Here is a 21,469-nt window from a genome sequence, read left to right as displayed (position 1 = left end):
TACAATGATTATTAACCATTTAAAAAGTTGAAAAATATGTTAACCCAAAATCTCGGCTACCCTCGGATCGGAAGCCAAAGACAATTGAAAAAAGCCTGCGAACAGTATTGGGCAGGAAAAATTGACCTTGCTGAACTTAATCAGGTTGCCCGTACCATTAAAGAACAGAACTGGCAAACACAGGTTGATGCTGGCATCGATCTGATTCCATGTAATGATTTTAGTTATTATGATCAGGTGTTAGACACCAGCTTATTGTTAGGCGTGGTTCCGAAACGTTACTCGCCTGTACTGTCGAAGATCAAATCCAACAATGAAATCGACCTGTATTTTGCGATGGCCCGTGGCTACCAGCAAGACGGTCTGGATATTACCGCAATGGAAATGACGAAGTGGCTGGATACCAACTATCACTATATCGTACCGGAATTCACTGCTGACCAGGAATTCAAGATTTTTTATGAAAATGTATTTGCTGAGTTTAATAATGCCCAAAAACAACTTGGGTTAAAAGCAAAACCGGTTTTGGTGGGGCCAGTAAGTTATCTTTTGCTTGGTAAGGAAAAAGAAGCAGGTTTCGAACGCATCGATCTGATCAAAAAACTGGTTCCGGTATACATCGAAATCATCAACAGATTGAAACAACAGGGCGCAGAATGGGTACAATTAGATGAACCGTGTTTAGTTCTTGATCTTTCCAAAAAAGAAAAAGAAGCTTTTGAATATGCTTACCGTGCCATTGCCAACCGTGTTAGCGGTGTTAAAATCCTCGTGGCAACTTATTTTGATGCTTTGCTTGATAATACGCAGCTGGCGGTAAACCTTCCTGTACATGCATTGCATATCGACCTGGTGCGTGCACCCGAGCAGTTAGATGAAGTTTTGGCACTTATCCCTGATACCCTGAAACTTTCTCTGGGTGTGGTAGATGGACGTAACGTTTGGAAAAACAATTATGAAAAATCATTGGCACTGATTGCTAAAACGGTAGAAAAAATCGGAGAAGACAGAGTGATTATTGCCCCTTCGTGTTCATTGCTGCACAGTCCGATCGATCTTGACCTGGAAACGGCAATTGATCCTGAGATTAAAAACTGGATGGCATTTGCCAAACAGAAATTAACCGAAGTAAATGAAATCCGACAGATTGCCGATGGCAATACCACTTTACAGGAAACCAATAAAATAGCTATTGAAAGCAGGCGTACCTCGCAAAAGGTGCATAAGCAAGCTGTAAAAGACCGTGTTGCCGGCATTACAGAAGCTGATTCGACACGTAACAGCGCTTTCCCGATAAGGCAGAAACTTCACCAGGAACGCTTCAATTTCCCTGCATTCCCTACCACTACCATTGGTTCTTTTCCTCAAACGGATGATATCCGCCAGTTGCGTGCGAAATTTAAAAAAGGCGATTTAACACTTGGGCAATATGAGCAGGCCATTGAAGAAGCTACGATAGATGCGATCCGCTGGCAGGAAGAAATTGGCTTGGATGTACTGGTACACGGTGAATTTGAACGCAATGATATGGTTGAATATTTTGGAGAACAGCTGGATGGTTTCTTGTTTACCAAAAACGGCTGGGTACAGAGTTATGGAAGCCGTTGCGTAAAGCCTCCTATAATTTATGGTGACGTAAGTCGTCCTAAAGACATGACGGTACGTTGGAGCACTTTTGCTGCTGCCCAAACTGATAAACCGATGAAAGGTATGCTCACTGGTCCGGTAACGATTTTACAATGGTCGTTTGTACGTGATGATCAGGGACGTGATATTACCACCAACCAGATTGCCTTTGCAATCCGCGATGAAGTGCTTGCATTGGAAAAAGCGGGGATTGCTATTGTACAGATTGATGAGGCGGCCATTCGGGAAGGATTACCTTTAAGAAAAGCCAAACATCCTCACTACCTGGATTGGGCCGTTAATGCTTTCAGGATTACTGCTAGCGGAGTACAGGATAAAACCCAGATCCACACACACATGTGTTACAGCGAGTTCAACAACATCATTGAACATATCGCAGCCATGGATGCCGATGTAATCACCATTGAAACCTCACGTTCACAAATGGAATTGCTGGAAGCATTTGCGAATTTTGAATATCCGAACGAAATCGGTCCTGGGGTATATGACATTCACTCGCCAAGGGTGCCAGGTACCGAAGAAATGACCTCTTTACTGGCAAAAGCAGCAAATCTCCTTCCGGCACGCAACCTTTGGGTAAATCCTGATTGCGGACTGAAAACGCGAAAATGGCCAGAAACGAAAGCCGCGCTAATTAACCTGGTTGCCGCGGCCAAACAGGCACGCGAGCAAATTAGTGTAGAAAGCCTGGTTTAATAGATAAAACACTGCGGGCTAAAATGCCTGCAGTGTTTTTCATAATAACATTCAAAAAAAATATTAAACAATGCCCGTATACCTTACGCGAAAAGAGCGCTTTAACGCTGCACACAGAATGTACCGCGAAGAATGGACCGCTGAGGAGAATTTTAACGTTTTTGGAAAATGTGCCAACCCCAACTGGCACGGACACAATTATACGCTTTTGGTTACCGTTAAAGGCAAAATCAATGATGAGATGGGATACCTTATGGATTTGAAAGAACTAAAGGTCATTATACTCGAACAGGTTATCGAAAAGCTGGATCACCGGAACCTAAACCTGGATGTGGGCTTTATGAAGGGCAAAATGGCAACTACAGAAGTGCTGTGTGTAGAAATATTTAATCAATTGAAGTTGCCCATCGAAGAGCATGTTGGCGTATTTCTCCACAGTGTAAAACTATATGAAACAGAAAATAATTCTGCGGAATATTTTGGAGAAGTATAAGCCGCGGAAGAATAGAATTTTTAATTACCCTAGTCAGCATAATTTTAATTTTTTTTTCAGATGATGAACAATTTAATCAGCATACAATCAGTTTTTAATCACATCAATCCTGGAGGGAAAGATGCCAGAGAAGCATTGCCAAATGCGATTGAAAGTTTGTTCTTAAATGATTCACCGGATCATCAGACAGTTCAAACAATGGCGGATTCCTCAGCAGATTTTTCCCTGTCTGATGATGAAGATGATGACGATTCGGGGTTTTGCTGCCCCTGCTGTTTGCCACGTTAAATAAGGGCTTATGGCTGACTGATGTTCAATATTCCTGACCCTGAGCCATTATATGAGCATTTGGACGATTAACATTTTTTTTTGAAGGTGAAATGATTTAATTGGTTAATCTCTAATTACCTCATTATCTGCCGGGTAGGATGGCGATTATTTCATTTTTATTGTGGTATAAATATACGTACCTTTGCATCGCTTTTTGGTTCCCGTAGTAACGAACGGGATTAAAAGGGAATCCGGTGAAAGTCCGGAACTGTCCCGCAGCTGTAAGCTCCTTTAACGGATTTCTATTCATTTGCCACTGCCCCGGTAATTCGGGACGGGAAGGCGGGAAACTCCGGGAGATAAGTCAGAAGACCTACCATATGCATGATCATTCCAAGAGCTTTCGGGTAATAGGGCTGGAATGGGGTATATATTTTTCAATTTACGATTTTGATTTTAATCTACTGTGGAACCTTATTTGGGACAGGTATGGGATTAGTATTTGGCGACAAAGGGAGAAATGCCTGGCGTGGTGCCTCTGGTATATCGTTACGGGCGTTTCTGCTTGTATTGGTCTTTGCTGCAAATTCTGCCAATGCCCAGGTTCGCGATTCTTCAAAAGTACATACCCTTAAAGAAGTAAAGGTGAGGGCCAATAAGGCTTCCGTTAGAAATACCTCTTCTACTCCGGCACAGATTATTGGCGGAGAAGCATTACAGAGGCTCAATAGTTTTTCGGTGGCCGATGCCCTCCGGTATTTCAGTGGGGTACAATTAAAAGATTATGGTGGCATTGGAGGATTGAAAACCATTAACGTGCGGAGCATGGGCACCAACCATACCACGGTTTTCTATGATGGCGTGCAGATGGGCAATGCGCAAAACGGACAGGTAGATTTGGGTAGGTTCTCTTTAGATAATATGGAGGAAATTGCGCTTTATAATAGCCAGAAAAGCACCATTTTTCAACCTGCAAAATCTTTTTCTGCTGCAAGTACAATTTACCTACGCACTAAAAAACAGGTTTTTGAAGCGGGAAAACCCTTTAATCTTAAAACCGGGTTTAAAACAGGCTCTTTTGGTCTTGCCAACCCTTCCTTCGCCTTCGAACAGAAAATAACAGCTAAAACAGCCGCGTCTTTAAGTGGCGAATGGGTGAATGCCAATGGAAGGTATAAGTTTTACGACAGGGGCAACGGAAAGAATGATAGTACCTTTGTGCGGACAAATGCCGACCTGGATGCCTACAGGTTAGAGGGAGGGCTAAATGGTGTGCTGGCCGATAGCTCCAGCTGGTATGTTAAAGGTTATGGATACTATTCAGAAAGGGGGCTTCCCGGTGCAATTGTAGCCAACAGGTACGATTTTACACAGCGCCAATGGGACCGTAACCTCTTTATACAGGGTAATTTTCAAACCCCGGAGCAAAACCGCTATGTGCTGATGTTTAATGCAAAATATGCCAGGGATTATCTGCGCTACCTTGATCCTGATTTTGTGAAAGATGATGGCTTTTTGGATAACCGTTACCATCAGGATGAGGTTTATTTTTCTGTAGCCAACCGGTTCCGCATCCTGCCGGTGTGGGAGGTTGCACTTTCAGCCGATTATCAATGGAATAAGCTTAATGCGAATCTATATCGCTTTCCTTATCCTACAAGACATACCGTGCTCACTGCGCTGGCTTCTGAAATCAAACTTAAAAGCTTCAGTTTACAGGCTTCGCTGCTTGGTACATTTGTATTCGATAAGGTAAAAGAATACACCAGTGCGGGTAATAAACAGGAACTTAGCCCAACGGTTGTCGCAACTTTCCGGCCGGGTTGGAGCGAGGGGCTGATGTTCAGGACCTTTTATAAAAACATATTCAGGCTGCCCACCTTTAACGACCTTTATTACACTTTTATCGGCAATACCTTACTCAGGCCAGAATTTACCAATCAGTACGATGTAGGGGCAACATACACCTTACAGCCAGAACACATTTTGTTAACTTCATTATCCTTTCAGGTTGATGCTTATTATAATACGGTTAAGGATAAAATCGTTGCCATACCCAGTTCTAACCTCTACCGCTGGACAATGTTCAACATCGGAAAAGTGAGGGTAAAAGGGCTAGAGGCAAATATACAATCGGCCTGGACGATATCAGATAAACTTTCGCTGAATGCCTCCCTGAGTTATACCTTTCAGCAATCGAGGGATGTTACTGAAGGAAATATTTATCCTTACAATATTCCCTATATCCCGCTTCATTCGGGTTCTTTTACGCTGGCTGCGGATTGGAAAAGGCTGGAGCTGAATTACAGTTATATCTATGTAGGCGAACGTTACAACCAGATCAGTACCGCCCAAAGTGCTGTTTACAACCGCATGGATCCATGGTATACACACGATTTGGGCGTTGGTTATAAATTCAGCCTGTTTGGGAAGACTGCCAAGATCACCACAGAGATTAATAATGTATTAAACCATAACCGTGATATCATTGCGAATTTCCCCTTACCGCCAAGATTTTACCGGTTTAAATTAAATTATACGATATGAGAAACCAACTTAAAATGAAGCTGTTGCTTGTGCTGATGGCGCTGTTTGTATTTGTAGCGTGCCGCAAAGATCCTGCCGTTACGCCAGAACAGACTGAAACGGCATTCCCGCCAAATCCAGGTAGTATCGTAAAAGGATTATACCTGCTCAATGAGGGCAATATGAATATGAATAAGGCCTCGCTTGATTATGTTGACCTGCGTACAGGAATATACAGGCGTAATATTTATGGTCAGGCCAACCCTGAGGTAGTTAAGGGATTGGGTGATGTAGGAAACGATATAGGCGTTTATGGTTCTAAGCTCTACGTTGTCGTAAATATTTCCAATAAACTGGAAATCCTGGATGTAAAGACCTCGAAAAAGATCAAACAGATTGATATTACCAATTGCCGTTACATAACCTTTCACAACGGAAAAGTTTACGTAAGTGCTTATTTGGGAAAGGTAGGCGACCCTAAGGCACCGAATGGCAATATATCGGAAATTGATACCACTACCTTACAAATTACCCGTAAAGTGGATGTCGGCCGTCAGCCCGAAGAAATGGCCATTGTTGGTGAAAAACTCTATATCGCAAATTCTGGAGGATATAGTCCGCCCAATTATGAAAGAACAGTTTCTGTCATTGATTTGAATTCCTTTACCGAAATCAAAAGGATTGATGTGGCCATTAACCTTGACCGGCTTAAGGCTGATCGTTATGGGGATTTGTACGTGACTTCACGTGGCGATTACTACAATATTCCTTCTAAGCTATTTGTGATTGATACCAAAACCGACCAGGTGAAAAAAACATTTGATATCGCGGCGAGCAATATCTGGATCGATGACGATACGGCTTATATCTATGCAACCGAATGGAGTTACATCCGGCAAAAAAATACCATTACTTATTCAACGATTAATGTAAAAGACGAAACGCTGATGAGTAAAAAGTTTATCACCGACGGAACCGACGCACAAATTAAGATTCCATACGGGATCATTGTTGACCCTTATACCAAAGATGTGTATGTAACCGATGCTAAAGATTATGTAACGCCCGGAACACTTTACTGTTTTGATTCTTCGGGGAAAAAGAAGTGGTCGATTGTTACCGGCGATATTCCGGCCCATTTTGCATTTGTATACTAACTATAAAACCATCATATAATGAAAATACCTTTACTAATTAACAAAAAAGCGCTCGTTGTACTTGCGCTTGGATTGGGACTGATGGCAGCCTGTAAAAAGGACAAAACAGAAGATCCTATAATAAAAGTTCCTGTAATCGCCGGCACCAAAGGCGTTTATATGCTTTGCGAAGGATTAATGGGCGGCAAAAATAGTGCAATCTCGTACTATGATATGGCGACAAAAACTACTGTTGCAGATTACTATCTACAGGTTAATAAAGAACCGCTTGGAGAAACTGCAAACGACCTTGAACAATACGGCAGTAAGATGTATTGTGTGGTATCTGGCCTTCAGGGAACAAAACAATCTTTTTTAGATATTATCGATATCAAAACCTGCAAATCCTTAAAAAGGATTGCATTTAATTCATCAACTGATGGTTATATGCCAAGGTTTGTCGCATTTTACAAGGATAAAGCTTACGTATCACGTTATGATGGTAAAGTGAATCGTATTGATACGGCAACAATGGCCATTGATGGAGAGGTTATGCTTTCGGAAGGGCTTGAGCAATTGGCCGTAGCCAACGGAAAATTATATGTATGTAATTCTTCTCATCCTCTTTACCCTAAAGGTGCAAAAAATAAAGTATCTGTGATCGATCTGGCCACCTTTACCAAAACAAAGGATATCACGGTCAACAATAATCCTGTAAGGATACAAACTGCTGATAATGGAGATTTATTTGTGATTACGTGGAATGATTACATTACTAACAACGAGCCTTCACTCGATAGAATCAGTAGTGTTAGTGATACGAAAATTGCTTCGTACAATTATGATCTTGGTACCATAATCATCAATGGTTCTTCTGCTTTTGTAGCTAAAGATGTGTATACCAATCCCGATATCAAGGCCCTCAATACCACTTCAGGAGCGCTTGGAGGAAGCCTGATCACCGACGGTCAGCTCATTAATACCATTTACGGATTAACGGCAAATCCTTTCAGTAAAGAGGTGATGGTTGCCGATGCCAACGGCTATAACAGTAATCAGGGTTTTGCTTATTGTGTTGGAACGGATGGAAAGGTGAAATTCAGCTTTAAAACAGCTGGCCTCCCTCAGCACGCCGTATTCAATTACAAATACGAATAAAACGGGTCTGTATTATGGCTGGCTTCGAAAGAAAAATTTTCAGCCGGTGTTTTTTGTTTTTTCACTTGCTTTTATTTTTTCAACTGTGTTCAAGCTAGCTTACCTGGTCTTTTTGACAGCAAAAAGAAAGAGCTCATCTGCGGCGGCGGACCTGTACCGATTTTCCATCGGTAGCCGAGGAAAGGATGAGCATTTGGGCAAAAAAATAATCAATTCCATAAGTCATTCATATTGATTTTTATGAAATAATTATCTCTCAGCATTGACAATTTATATGATGATACCCTCATTTACATTAAAAATATCCAAATAATAATAAAATAATTACTCATGAAAAAAACTTACCTGATCTTAATGCTCGGAATCGCCACATTAATCTATAGTTGCAAAAAAGACAATGAAACTGCTCCTGATGTAAACCTTTTTATAAAAGGAGAGACCATGACATCGAAAGTAAATACGAAAATTGCTTTTGCTGCGGGAACAAATAATGGCAAAGGGTTTAACCACCAATGGAAACTCGATGGCAAAATAATCAGTACCACCTATAATTTCGATTTTACACCAGCAACGGCTGGTACCTATGTGATTGAGTATACCGCCAGCAACAACGTTGGATCTTTTTCGCATAAATACACCGTAACAGTGCCCGTTCCTGTGGTAGAAATTACACCAAACAGTACTAAATTTATTACGACAGTTTTTGAATACCTGCCAGCTCCCGGCCAGTTTATTAATGAAAGTTTAGGAAGCCTTGCAGGTGCACAAAAAATTATTGGCGATGTAAGCAAAACTTCCATGGTTACCCTGGGTGGTTTTGGTGGATATGTAGTTTTCGGCTTCGACCACTCTGTGGTTAATAATACCGGAGCCGATCTGGCCATTTATGGCAATCCTATTGGCGGTACAACACCATGGGCCGAACCTGGAGTTGTAATGGTGAGTCAGGATGCGAATGGAAACGGAAAGCCAGATGACGAATGGTATGAACTTGCAGGCAGCGAATATAATAACCCGTTAACGATCAAAAACTACGAAATTACCTACACCAACCCGAAAGGTTTTGCTAATGTAAGCTGGACAGATAACCAGGGTGGTAGTGGAACATACGATGTAAACAATTTCCACAAACACAATTATTATCCGGAATTTGCACCTAACCAGGAAAAATTAACGCTAAAAGGCACCTTGCTTCCCTCTACCTGGGGTAAAAACGGTAGTATTTTCATTAATAGTGCATTTCCATGGGGTTATACCGATAGCTGGTCAATTGATGACGATTATGCCACAAAAAGATACAACAGTTTTGATTTAGACTGGGCAGTTGATAAAAACGGAAAGAAAATCGCTTTAAATACCATCGATTTTGTAAAAGTGTATACCGGCCAAAGAGAAAAAGGAAATACGCTTTTAGGAGAAATATCTACCGAAGTTAAAGGGGCGGCAGATTTGGGAATTCAATAGGTTTTTTTAAAAAAAAGGCTACTGGATTAACGCTCTTTCTTAATTCAATAATCTTATTGTTAAACAAAATAGTTGAAGAGTAAAGGATTTAAGCATCTGGTTGTATGTGAATATGCCTGACAACTATAACCCCGATCTTCGGACATCTGACCCCGACTTTAAAAATATGAAAACAAAATCTATCATAACCTTAAGCATTTTATCAGCGGTACTTTTTTCCTGTAAAAAGGAAAGTGCAGTCGAAAAAGAAGGAGAGGGCGATAAACCAGTGGCTGGCGCATCTCCTTACCTAAACAAAATTTACGAATTCAAGCAAGCACCCGGTCAGTTTACCAACGATCTTGTTAAAACAGATATCCTGATCGGGACCGCGGGCAACGGCTTGGTTTCACTTGGCGGCTACGGTGGTTACATTGTATTCGGCTTCGATCACAGCGTTACCAATGCCACTGGTGCAGACCTGGGTATTTACGGCAACCCGCTGATTGGTGTGGACATGGAATTCTCAGAACCGGGCATTGTATCGGTAATGCAGGATGTAAACAAAAACGGTTTGCCTGATGATGTTTGGTATGAACTTGCCGGAAGCGAATACAATGCCTCAACAACCATTAAAAATTATAAGATTACTTATTACAGGCCTTCAAAATTAACTGACGATGTGCGCTGGACAGATAATCAGGGTAAAGAAGGACTTGTACTCAGAAATCAATTTCATACGCAGGATTATTTCCCTTCGTGGGCCACTGCAAACGAAATTTCTTTTACCGGAACCCTGCTTAAAAATACCCTTACACCTGGAGACATCATCACCAATAAACCCTTTGCCTTTGGCTATTCAGACAATGGATCAAGCGAATATATTGCTTTACAGGAATCGCTGGGTAGGGGATACAATACTTTCGATATTGATTGGGCTGTAGATGTTAACGGTAAGAAAATAAACCTGTCTTCTATTGATTTTGTAAAGGTATATACCGGACAGAATAGCAATGGAAACCCCTTTAGTCCGGATAATAATAACGAACGTTCCCGTTATCTGGGAGAGATCTCAACCGAATTTGGTGGTGCAGTAGACCTTAAACTTTTAAAAAATAAATAATACAATATGAAACAATTCAACTCTAAAAAAATACTATTTGCTGTATTACTGCTTGCAACAGGGCTATACTCGTGCAAAAAAGACAATGTTGCAGAAGAACCTCAGGTTGAGCCTGTAGCAGGCAAGTATGCTAACGGATTCTTCGTGATCGGTGAGGGGTCTTATGCACAAAACTCAGGTGCGGTTAGTTTTTACCATTACGGTGCAGATACCCTTTCGGTCAGGGCTTATGAAAAAGAAAATCCAGGAAAAATATTATCAAATGCAGCCAAAACAAGTACGTTGCAGTTTGCCTCAATCATTAATGGGAGCATTTATTTGATGTGTAAGGTAAATGGCCCAATTGTTAAAATCAACGAATATACCTTAAAAGAAGAGGCAAGGTATGTACAGGAAGCCAGCAACTGGAGAAGTATTATACAGGTTGATGGAAGCAGGGGATTGGTAAGTGCAAATGATGGTGTTTATCAGATCGATCTGAATACCTTAGCCGTACAAAATAAATTGACGAGTGTTGGCGCTTTAAATACGGGAGATATGTGGAAGAAAGACGGTTATGTTTATTTGCTGCAGAGCAATGGCGCAAAAATCGTCTCTTCAAGCAATTATTCTCTTGTTAAAAGTTTCTCCAATATTAACCGTGGTTTTGCACAAACGCCAAATGGCAAGGTTTGGGCCTCAACAGGTTCAAGGCTTATTGCTATCGATAATAACCTGGATACGGCAGGTGTGGCTTTACCAGTAGCCGTTGGTTCTTTTGGTCTTGATGCACCTACAAGGATTACAGCATCTACAAAAGAGAATGCCGTTTTTTACCACTCGGGCACAGCAATTTATAAATATATTGATGGTAATGCTGCATCTTTAAGTCAGCCTTTCATCACCATCACTGAAAGTCCTTTTATGGTTTACGGGTCTATCCGGTATGATAAGAATAAGGATTATATTGTGGTTAACGGAATCCGGGGTTATGGAGCGGCTTCAACCGTAAATTACCTGTTAATTTATAATGCCTCTACCGGTGCTTTGGTAAAAAGCATTAAATATGGCGGTGACGGTATTACAACTGACTTTACCAAGATCTTTTTTAACGATCTGGCGGTATTTCATTAGGATTTAAAAACCCCTTTAAGTTTTCTTAAAGGGGTTTTTAAATGCTTTTTTGCTTAGCGTGGTTTTAAGGTGTAATATTATAAACCCTCACATAATCTACGCTCATACTCGCAGGCAATGCGGCATCGTTAACTGTTTGGCCGGCCAAATTCCCGCCAACGGCCAGGTTAAAGATGATGAAAAACGGATTGTGAAATTCATTCGTTCCATTGATGTTATTGGTGGTATTGGCTGTTGCATATAAATTGTTATCTACAAACCACCGGATTCCACTCGAATCCCATTCTACCGCATATATATGGTAATCTCCCGGATTTGTTGTGGTATTATTGCTATAATATACATAACCGTTATTGTCCCAGTGGATGGTGCCTAAAACCGAATTACTCGTATTCACATGCTCCATAATGTCTATTTCACCACATTTTGGCCAGCCTACGGTTCCAATATTACTGCCCAGCATCCAGAAAGCCGGCCACATGCCTTGCACCATGGGTAGTTTCATCCGGGCTTCGATACGGCCATATTTGATGGAAAATTTTCCGTTGGTATTAATCCTGCCTGAGGTATAGGGTTGACCGCCTACAGATTGTTTTTTCGCGGTAATAATCAGGTTGCCGCCGCTAACACTCACATTGCTGGATTGATAATACTGTTTTTCATTGTTTACACCCAGGTTTCCTGTTTCGTAATTCCATTTGGTGGTACTCAGACTGCTGTTGTTAAATTCATCCTGCCACACCAGTGTGAGTGCTCTTGGGGTTGCAGTTTCATCTGTTGGGATAGTGGATTCGTGTTTTTCGCTTTTTTTGCATGACGAAGCCAGCACGATAAACAGCAGCATAGCACCTGCCATTTTTTTTAAATGCTTAGGTAGTTTTCTCATAATTGGTTAATGATTAATTAGGGATAAAGTATTTGGTTAAAATGGATCTGATTGGGATGATTAAACAGGGAAATCGTTTTTAATTACGCTAAAAAATGCTATCGTGCTATAATATTAGTATTGTATCTTAATGTTTACTTATTAGTATTTTAATTTATTAGTATTAATACTACAATATATGTAATTAAAATTACAAAAGCAAATCTTGGTACAATCAAAATGGATAAAGTAAATAGTACCATTAATAAGTTGATTCACACAATTAGATTTCTTTGTTTGTTTTTACCTTTGATAAACGAATTTTTTTTATGGAAAATAGCACCAATAGTCGATTTTCAGATTTGAAATTAAGCCAGGAAAAACCTGCTGTATCGCAGTGGAGTGGCTTTATCCATTCCAAATGCCCAAGATGTAGAATGGGTTCCGTTTTTACAGGAGCCGTTTACGGATTAAAAATCCAGAAAATGAACGAAGTATGCAGTGTTTGTGCATTAAAATTTGAACGTGAGCCAGGCTATTTTTATGTAGCAATGTTTGTGAGTTACGCCATGAACGTGGCAGAAATTATATCAATAAGTGTTGGTGCTTATATCTTAGGTTTAGATATTGTTTACGAAAATTTATGGTATTTTGTCCTGGCCATATTTGCCGGAGTTGCGCTGTTTTCGCCTTTTAATTACAGGTATTCGAGAATGGTGTTACTTTACTGGCTTTCTCCCGGATTACATTACGATCCATCGCGTATTGTAGAAAATAAGACAAAATAGGCAGGTAAGTTTGAGCAGGTTTTTTAAATGAGTAAATTCGCAATAAATTTGCGAATGAAAGACCTTATACCCATTTTAGATTCCTGCACATTAACCGATAACAAAAGGGCTGATATTTTGGTCGACCATTTGCAGAACTATCTGGATAAACACCAGAACCTTGTTTTTCCGCACCGCCACAAGTTTTATCATTTTGTGATTTTTACTTCAGGCACCGGTAGTCATTCTATCGATTTTAATACGTATGAGGTTGTTCCCTGGCAAATTTATTTTATGTCGCCCGGGCAAGTGCACACCTGGGAATTTGAAGCAGGTGTTGATGGCTATATCGTAAATTTCGAAAAAGATTTTTTTCAGTCTTTTTTGCTTAAACCGGATTACCTGGAAAATTTTTCTTTTTTCACCGGAACCGATCACGCCAACGTAAAAGAACTGCCTTTCGAAATCAGAGGTGCCGTGGAAATGATTTGCAAACAATTATATGCCCAGGTAAACGATCCTTTTAATAAAAATACAGATTTTCAGAAAGTGCTGTTACTATCGTTACTGATGTTGGTAGAGCAGCACACGCCCGTAACCCAGTCTCCACAGTTTCAAACGCATAATATGGTGGTATTACGCAATTTTCAGAACCTGGTTGAAGTACATTACCTGCTCAAACGGTTACCTAAAGATTATGCAGAGCTGTTGCACATTACCCCAAACCATTTAAACGCCATCTGTAAAGAACTGATTGGTACACAGGCAGGAGAGGTGATCAGGGAGCGTATTTTACTCGAAGCCAAACGCCTTCTGGTAAGTGGAGAAGTCAATATTTCGCAAATTGCGAACGAACTTAATTTTAATGATAACTCTTACTTCACCAAGTTCTTTAAAAAATATGCAGGTTTAACTCCCGAACAGTTCAAAAAGGAGCATTTGGCCTAATGAGCTACTGAAAGCTAATTTTTTTATATATGCTTTGATTTTTGTATTTTTATCATATGAGAATCGTTGAGCTTGATACCTTTTACAAACATTTTCCTGATCAGGAATCCACGGCATCATCTGGTCATATTGGAAATTTCAACATCTTTAAAATTGAAGATATCCTTACGCCGCGTGGCAGTAAACTTTCCTATTCGCGCAGGGTGTTTTATAAAGTAAGCCTGGTGGTTGGGCACAGCAAAATCCATTATGCTGATCAATGTATCGGGGTTGAGGGCAGTGTGCTCGTATTCACCAATCCGATGGTGCCTTATTTTTGGGAACGGATCAGCGAAGAGCAATCTGGCTTTTTATGTGTTTTTACCGAAGATTTTTTCAATAGGTTCGAAAATATAAAAGATTTTCCTGTTTTTCAGAATGCTGCAAATGCCATTGTTCCGATAGATGAAACCCAAGCGCCTTATTTTGTTGCACTTTTTGAGAAAATGGCCAATGAATTAAATGGCGGTTATGCCTTTAAATACGATCTGCTTCGTAACCAGTTAACCGAACTCATCCACAGTGCGCAAAAGCTAAAACCCGCAGTAGGAGAGCTATATACGAGCAGTAATGCTGCCGGCCGGACCACACATCTTTTTAAAGAATTACTCGAACGCCAGTTTCCCATTGATTTTAATAGTCAGGTGATGCAATTAAGGTCTGCTGCCGATTTTGCAGGTCAGCTTAACCTGCATGTAAACCACCTTAATAAGTGCGTGCGGGAAATTACAGGGAGGACTACTTCTCAGTTAATTTCGGAACGTATTTTACAGGAAGCTAAGATCCTGTTAAAAAGTACCGACTGGAATATCGCAGAAATTGCCTGGAGTTTAGCCTTTAAAGAACCGAATCATTTTTCTGCTTTTTTTAAATCCCACAGCGGATTAAGTCCTGCCAAGTTCCGGTTGACTCAAAATGATTGATTTTTGTATGTATTGATTTCTTTTTCGTATTTCAGCAAGCGTTATAATGCAGAAATTTGTTCTATTAAATCTATTATATCATGTGGACAAATAAAAACATCAATAATCAAAGCGGCCGTACCTTTCTGGTTACCGGTGCCAATTCAGGAATAGGATACGAAACAACCAAAGCATTATATGAAGCAGGTGCCCATATCATTATGGCTTGCAGGGATATGGATCGTGCAGAAGAAGCCGCAAAAAGTATAAACTCTAAAAATGGAACAGGCAGTCTCGAAATTGCACAGCTCAATCTTGCCAACCTTAATGCCATTAAAGATTTTGCGGAACAGATTATCAAAAAGCATAATAAAATTGATGTATTGATCAATAATGCAGGGGTAATGATTCCTCCAGCCTCTAAAACCGATGATGGTTTTGAGCTTCAGTTCGGCGTAAACTTTATGGGTCATTATGCCCTTAGCGCTTACCTGTACCCACTTTTAAAGCAAAGCCCTAATTCACGGATTATTACCGTAAGCAGTATGGCCTATCTCCACGGGAAAATTGATTTTGATAATTTAAAATCAGAACGTGATTATGAGCCAATGCGTGAGTATGCTCAGAGTAAACTGGCCAATATCCTGTTTACATTAGAACTTCAACGCCGGATTGAAGCTGCGGGAGATACTGTGGTTTCGATTGCTGCACAGCCTGGAGCCAATAAAACAGAATTATCAAGGCACATGTCTGATGTGGATTATAAAGCTGCGGTTGATCGTGTTGGCGAATTGATGGAGCCCTGGCAGGGTGCTTTGCCTTCACTTTATGCGGCAATTGCTGAAAATGCCATTCCGGGTAGGCTCTACGGACCAGATCAGGACGGCGGTTATCGCGGTTATCCGGCCGAATCACCGATTACACCAAATGGAACTGATGAAACGGTTGCCAAACAATTATGGGCTTATGCCGAGCAGGTAACGGGGATTAAATATTTATAAGGGGAGTTTTTCTTTAAGTTAGAACTCATGTAATGCCGTCCTTTCGAGCGGAGTACAACGCAGTCGAGAAATCTATCAAGGTAGATTTTCCTTTCTGTTACGCTGCGTCATCCTTAGGTTGATTGGGAATCCTAATGCTGAGTAATAGGCATTAAGGTTCCCGCCTGCGCCTATCGTGTGGACACATCTTTTAGGCACTATATAAGGCACTATGCTAGCTTGCTTTGAAATAACACATCCTTACCGAAGCACGCCCGTCAATCCCCAGGGCCAGGAAAATCAAAAAAACAGGCGTACAATAGTACAAATGGTACTATCAAACCTAAAACGCAGTGGTTTTGTGTTTCATGTTTGCAAAAACTTTTCACCCAGCCCTAACAAACAAAACAATTGCCACTGTTTTTTTGATGTGTATGGGGATTGTGTAAAAGGCCCCTTGCTGGATTGACAAAGCATTTTTGCATACTTTTGATGCCTCAAAAGTTTGATGCCTTGCGGCATAGGAGCAAATAAAACTAATCTAATATTTGTGTCCACACAATAGGCGCACGCGGGAATGACGATTATTCCTATGGTCTGCGACTCACCAACCCTCTTTAAACCGCAATATTATTCGATATTTTATATTCAGATGGGGTGATACCCGTCTGTTTTTTAAAGTATTTGCCAAAAAACGAAGAGTTGCTAAAACACAACTCAATTGCGACCTCCGAAATGTTCATTACATGGCTGGTTAACAGCAGTTTTGCTTCCCTGATCACCATTTCATCGATAATTTCTCCTGCCGTTCTATCCGTAACCTGTTTTACCACCTGCGATAAATGTCTTGGGGTAATCCGGAGGCAATTGGCATAATAAATTACCCGTTTTTCTTTTTTGAAATTTTCCGAAACCAATGCTAAAAAGCGGTTGGTTAGTTCTGTGCGACTATTATGTACAAATGGTACTGCATCTTTTTGCTTGTTTTTAAGCAGGAAAATATCGTAAAGCAGCTCTAAAAAGCTGTTGTGCACAATGTTTTTGATTTGCGGCGTATCTTTCGAAACATTCAGTTTTTTGTGCAGCGCCAGCATATCATAATAAATAAAGGTATAATCCTCTTTTGATAACGAAAATTTATGCGATTGAACATCTTTCGACATCCGGTAGGTTTCGCCGCTGTTAAAAAATACGCCCTTGTTTTTCAGGTAACTTTTATTAAAATGGATACTGATGAAGGCAACACTGCTATTATCGATAATTTCATAAACGGAGTGCGGCAAAACCAGTAGAATATCCCTTTGGGTGAGCACATGATCTACAAAATTGATTTTGATATTCAACTGGCCTTTGGTAATTAAAATTAAGGCGTAACTCGAAATACGAAAAGGTTCCGAACTGCAATAATGTGGATCATTGCTGTTGTGGATTTTTGCCATCAGGCCATCATTTAAAGAAAGCGCTTCCTCATGGTTTTTTTCTGAAAAAATTTTATTAAGTAAAGTCTGTTGCATAAAATCGTTCAGCATTTTTTAATAATTTCTTAACAGATCTGATCATCTTTTACACACCAGTTCCAGCCATTTTTTTTCAAATGGATTTCGCCCTTTATCTGTCGGATTTTGTACAGGCAAATGTAGTGTTCGCGATCATTTTTGCAAGCTAAAATTTTTAAAATGACTAATCTCTGATTGATTTTGATGTTTTTGATTAATAAATTAATGGTTTGTATATGGTTTAAAAACAGTTATTTGTGTGATTTTTAGCGTGTTTTGAGCTGTTTTTAACTTTTTTACTATTTTATAATAAAAGTCAGAATGTCAATTAGTCAATTCATCTGAATGTCACAATTCAGCGATCCCACATTTTGACCAATATATCCTACATTTGAACCTTTTTTTCGCTCCATTTCCGCGTTAAAATTGTGTTATCAAATCGTTTGGTTAATGCGGCTTTAATCTGTAAGGTCGGTTCCGGTTTTAACAGCAATATCGTAGCGCATTCCAGACTTTTCAGAACAGGGTATAAAACTGAAGAACAATAGCGTTCAGTATGCGTAAAAAATTACAAGATAGAATTGCCGCTTTTAAGGATGCAGCTATAATAAAGGAAAAGGGACTATACCCTTATTTCAGGTCGATAGAATCTGCCCAGGATACCGAAGTGGTAATCAATGGAAAAAAAGTGCTGATGTTTGGTTCCAATTCCTATTTAGGTTTGACCAACCATCCGCAAATAAAGGAAGCCGCTAAGGCAGCCATCGAAAAATATGGCACAGGTTGTGCCGGATCGCGGTTTTTAAATGGTTCGTTAGATATTCATTTAGAACTGGAAAGCCGTCTGGCCGAATATGTAGGTAAAGAGGCTGCAGTGCTTTTTAGCACCGGTTTCCAGGTTAATTTAGGTGTAATCTCCTGTCTGCTCGATCGTAACGATTACCTGTTGCTTGATGAGTACGACCATGCTTCAATCATTGATGGAAGTCGTTTGGCTTTTGCCCGTACCATTAAGTATGCGCATAATGATATGCAGGACCTTCGTCGTAAATTAAGCCGTTTGCCCGAAGATGCCGCCAAGCTGATCGTGTCTGACGGCATTTTCAGCATGGAAGGTGATTTGGTTAATTTACCTGAAATGGTGGAGATTGCCAATGAATTTGGCGCCAATATTATGATGGATGATGCACATAGCCTTGGTGTAATCGGTTTTAACGGATCGGGTACCGCCTCGCATTTTAACCTGAACGAAGAAGTTGACCTGATTATGGGCACCTTTAGTAAATCACTGGCCTCATTGGGCGGTTTTATAGCAGGGAGTACGGAAACCATCGAATTTATCAAACACCGTGCACGCTCACTAATGTTTAGCGCCAGTATGCCACCATCATCTGTGGCGAGTGTAATTGCTGCTTTGGATATTATCGAATCAGAACCAGAGCGCATTGATAAACTCTGGGACAATACCAATTATGCCAAAAAGCTCTTAACAGAGGCCGGTTTTGATATCGGGCACAGTAACAGTCCGATTATACCCGTGTATATCCGCGATAACACCAAAACTTTTATGATCACCAATATCCTTCAACAGAATGGCGTTTTCGTCAACCCGGTGGTTTCTCCGGCAGTGCCTTCAGATTCATCATTAATCCGGTTTTCGCTGATGGCTACGCATAGTTTTGAACAGATAGAATCGGCAATTGAAAAATTAAGTGCTGCTTTTAAGGCCGTTAACGTAGAATTAGTTGGAAGCCAATCATGAGAGAACTGATCAAGGTTTCTGATAAAAAAGCATTGGCGGCATTTGTAGATTTTCCGCACGAACTGTATGCCGGCGATGTAAACTACGTACCTGAGCTTTTTATTGCGCAGCGCGATCTGCTTACCCCGGGCAAACATCCTTTTTACGAACACTCCGAAATTCAGCTTTTTTTGCTTTATGATCAGGGTAAGGTAATTGGGCGTATTGCCGCAATCAACAATACGAATCATAATAAAGTGTACGAATCGAAAGACGGTTTTTTTGGATTTTTCGATTGTATCAATGATGCAACGGCAGCTAAACAGCTTTTTGAAGCCGCACAGGAATGGTTAAAAGAAAAGGGATTGATCAAGGTTTTAGGTCCCGTTAATTTTTCTACCAACGAAGTATGTGGCTTGCTGATTGAAGGTTTTGATGGTCCGCCGGTAGCCATGATGCCATATAACGCACCATATTACCTGCCGCTTTTGGAGCAAATGGGTTTCAGGAAAAATGTTGATTTAAGGGCTTACCGTTATACCGCTGGCACTTATAGCGACCGGTCGGTAAAGCTGATGGATAGGATAGAAGACCGTTTAAAACGGAATGATATCATCCTCCGTAAAATCAACATGAAGAAATTCAAGGAAGAATGTAATGCGGTGAGAGAGGTGTACAACAAAGCCTGGGATAAAAACCTGGGTTTTGTGCCGATGACGGATAAAGAGTTCGATTATACGGCAAACGACCTTAAAATGATCCTCGATCCTGAGTTTTGCATCCTTGCCGAGCAGCATGGTAAAATTGTGGGCTTTGCACTGGCTATACCGGATATCAACCAGATTTTAATCAAAATTAAGCGAGGCAGGTTATTTCCTACTGGTTTGATCAAATTATTGGCCAATAAAAAGAAAATCGATGGCATCCGTATTTTATTGCTTGGTGTGGTAGATGGTTACCGTAAAATGGGTATCGAAGCCTGTTTATATGGCCGGATCATCAAACATTTTGAAGCCAAAAAAATGAAATATGCTGAGGCAAGCTGGACATTGGACCATAACGACCTGATTAATAAGCCGATCGAAGATATCGGTGGAAAACTGTACCGCAAATACAGGATTTTGGAAAAAGCGATATGAAAAAGCGGGTGTTGATTACAGGAGCGACTGGTTTTGTAGGCTATCACCTGATTAAATCGGCTTTGGCCAATGGTTTAGAAGTATATGCCAACGTACGTAAAAGTGCCGCTGCAGATCACCTTAAAGATTTTCAGATCAATTATATTGATCTCGATTTCGGATCGATTTACCTGTTAAAAGAAAATATCGAGGAAAAAAAGTACGATTATATCGTACATGCAGCCGCGGTAACCAAAGCGAAAAACCTGGATGAGTACAATAAAATCAACGCAACATATACCCGGAATTTAGCTGTAGCAGCCTCCAAATCAACACATGTAATAGAGAAATTTATATTCATCAGCAGTTTGGCCGCGCTTGGTCCGCTAAAGCAGAAAAATGAAAAACTGACGGAAAAGAGTGCCTCAAATCCGGTTACTCAATATGGCATCAGCAAAGCCCTTGCCGAAACATACCTGGCACAAGTGTCGAATCTGCCTTTAATCATATTCAGGCCAACTGCGGTTTATGGCCCACGTGAGAAAGATATTTTCATCCTGATCAAAACGATTAAGGCTGGGCTGGAACTGTACATCGGCAAGCAGGAGCAGGAACTCAGTTTTATATATGCAACAGACCTGGCCGATATCATCATCAAAGCGCTCGGATCTGATGTAGCTGGAAAGGCCTATAATATTTCAGATGGAGCGGTATACAAGCGCTCATCACTTGCAGATTATGTTAGCAAGGCACTGGGCAAAAAAACGATCAGGATAAATGTACCGTTGCCGATGATTAAGGGCCTGGCCTGGGGAATGGAACGTTTGTACAGTGCGTTTAATAAAATTCCGGCTTTAAACGTAGATAAGATTAAAGAACTCACTGCCCTCAACTGGGGCTGTGATATTAAAAATATTCAGAAAGATTTTGGTTTTGTGCCGCAGTTCGGCTTAGAACAGGGAATAAATGAAACCATTAACTGGTACCGAAATAACAATTGGTTATAAG

General features: G+C 40.5%; 18 protein-coding genes and 1 riboswitch. Of the genes, 16 read left to right on the top strand and 2 right to left on the bottom strand.

What is annotated here, in order from left to right:
• Positions 1-36: 36 nt before the first annotated feature.
• From metE to R2R28_RS26430, 9 genes are all read left to right on the top strand, one after another.
• Complete coding sequence (gene metE, locus R2R28_RS26470) at positions 37-2,343, top strand: 5-methyltetrahydropteroyltriglutamate--homocysteine S-methyltransferase (protein WP_316828667.1); 2,307 nt, start codon at positions 37-39, stop codon at positions 2,341-2,343.
• Positions 2,344-2,413: 70 nt separating this feature from the next.
• Positions 2,414-2,836 (top strand): 6-pyruvoyl trahydropterin synthase family protein, encoded by a 423-nt coding sequence (locus tag R2R28_RS26465; RefSeq protein ID WP_316828666.1) that lies wholly within the window; start codon positions 2,414-2,416, stop codon positions 2,834-2,836.
• Positions 2,837-2,896: 60 nt separating this feature from the next.
• Positions 2,897-3,124 (top strand): hypothetical protein, encoded by a 228-nt coding sequence (locus R2R28_RS26460; protein ID WP_316828665.1) that lies wholly within the window; start codon positions 2,897-2,899, stop codon positions 3,122-3,124.
• A 180-nt stretch (positions 3,125-3,304) separates the two neighbouring features.
• A riboswitch (cobalamin riboswitch) is annotated at positions 3,305-3,502 on the top strand.
• Positions 3,503-3,595: 93 nt separating this feature from the next.
• On the top strand, positions 3,596-5,653 hold the full coding sequence (locus tag R2R28_RS26455; RefSeq protein ID WP_316828664.1) for a TonB-dependent receptor plug domain-containing protein: 2,058 nt from the start codon (positions 3,596-3,598) through the stop codon (positions 5,651-5,653).
• Positions 5,650-6,789, top strand: coding sequence for a YncE family protein (locus tag R2R28_RS26450; protein WP_316828663.1), 1,140 nt, complete (start codon positions 5,650-5,652; stop codon positions 6,787-6,789). The genes R2R28_RS26455 and R2R28_RS26450 overlap by 4 nt, the downstream gene beginning before the upstream one ends.
• Positions 6,790-6,807: 18 nt before the next feature.
• Positions 6,808-7,926, top strand: a complete 1,119-nt coding sequence (locus tag R2R28_RS26445) for a DUF5074 domain-containing protein (RefSeq protein WP_316828662.1) — start codon at positions 6,808-6,810, stop codon at positions 7,924-7,926.
• 330 nt (positions 7,927-8,256) lie between these two features.
• A complete protein-coding gene (locus R2R28_RS26440; protein ID WP_316828661.1) occupies positions 8,257-9,390 on the top strand; it encodes a PKD domain-containing protein in 1,134 nt (377 codons plus the stop codon).
• 166 nt (positions 9,391-9,556) lie between these two features.
• Entirely contained in the window at positions 9,557-10,492 is a 936-nt protein-coding gene (locus R2R28_RS26435) for a PKD domain-containing protein (protein ID WP_316828660.1), read from the top strand.
• Between the two features lie 6 nt (positions 10,493-10,498).
• Entirely contained in the window at positions 10,499-11,605 is a 1,107-nt protein-coding gene (locus R2R28_RS26430) for a DUF5074 domain-containing protein (RefSeq protein WP_316828659.1), read from the top strand.
• Positions 11,606-11,669: 64 nt separating this feature from the next.
• On the opposite strand, the gene R2R28_RS26425 is transcribed toward R2R28_RS26430, so the two are convergent.
• Complete coding sequence (locus R2R28_RS26425) at positions 11,670-12,491, bottom strand: glycoside hydrolase family 16 protein (RefSeq protein WP_316828658.1); 822 nt, start codon at positions 12,489-12,491, stop codon at positions 11,670-11,672.
• A 308-nt stretch (positions 12,492-12,799) separates the two neighbouring features.
• Here R2R28_RS26425 and R2R28_RS26420 point away from each other — a divergent pair, with 308 nt between their 5' ends.
• The 4 genes from R2R28_RS26420 to R2R28_RS26405 all read left to right on the top strand — a co-directional run bounded on the left by R2R28_RS26420 (position 12,800) and on the right by R2R28_RS26405 (position 16,127).
• Complete coding sequence (locus tag R2R28_RS26420) at positions 12,800-13,258, top strand: DUF983 domain-containing protein (protein ID WP_316828657.1); 459 nt, start codon at positions 12,800-12,802, stop codon at positions 13,256-13,258.
• A gap of 54 nt (positions 13,259-13,312) precedes the next feature.
• Positions 13,313-14,185 (top strand): helix-turn-helix transcriptional regulator, encoded by an 873-nt coding sequence (locus tag R2R28_RS26415; RefSeq protein ID WP_316828656.1) that lies wholly within the window; start codon positions 13,313-13,315, stop codon positions 14,183-14,185.
• Between the two features lie 56 nt (positions 14,186-14,241).
• A complete protein-coding gene (locus R2R28_RS26410; RefSeq protein ID WP_316828655.1) occupies positions 14,242-15,147 on the top strand; it encodes a helix-turn-helix transcriptional regulator in 906 nt (301 codons plus the stop codon).
• An 80-nt stretch (positions 15,148-15,227) separates the two neighbouring features.
• Entirely contained in the window at positions 15,228-16,127 is a 900-nt protein-coding gene (locus R2R28_RS26405; protein WP_316828654.1) for an oxidoreductase, read from the top strand.
• 596 nt (positions 16,128-16,723) lie between these two features.
• On the opposite strand, the gene R2R28_RS26400 is transcribed toward R2R28_RS26405, so the two are convergent.
• Positions 16,724-17,635, bottom strand: a complete 912-nt coding sequence (locus R2R28_RS26400) for a helix-turn-helix domain-containing protein (protein WP_316828653.1) — start codon at positions 17,633-17,635, stop codon at positions 16,724-16,726.
• A gap of 523 nt (positions 17,636-18,158) precedes the next feature.
• Between R2R28_RS26400 and spt the strand changes: the two genes are divergently transcribed.
• The 3 genes from spt to R2R28_RS26385 are packed head-to-tail and all read left to right on the top strand — an operon-like array spanning position 18,159 to position 21,468.
• Positions 18,159-19,364, top strand: a complete 1,206-nt coding sequence (gene spt / locus R2R28_RS26395) for a serine palmitoyltransferase (RefSeq protein WP_316828652.1) — start codon at positions 18,159-18,161, stop codon at positions 19,362-19,364.
• Entirely contained in the window at positions 19,361-20,482 is a 1,122-nt protein-coding gene (locus tag R2R28_RS26390) for a hypothetical protein (protein ID WP_316828651.1), read from the top strand. Before spt ends, R2R28_RS26390 begins: the two co-directional genes overlap by 4 nt.
• The gene (locus tag R2R28_RS26385; protein ID WP_316828650.1) at positions 20,479-21,468 is read left to right on the top strand and encodes an NAD(P)-dependent oxidoreductase; all 990 of its coding nucleotides are present in this window, start codon (positions 20,479-20,481) and stop codon (positions 21,466-21,468) included. Before R2R28_RS26390 ends, R2R28_RS26385 begins: the two co-directional genes overlap by 4 nt.
• Position 21,469: the final 1 nt, after the last annotated feature.

Origin of the sequence: Pedobacter miscanthi (assembly GCF_032678605.1) — a bacterium.
Lineage (GTDB): Bacteria > Bacteroidota > Bacteroidia > Sphingobacteriales > Sphingobacteriaceae > Pedobacter > Pedobacter miscanthi_A.
Note: the sequence above shows the minus strand (reverse complement) of the source record. Positions and strands in the feature narration are given on the sequence as shown.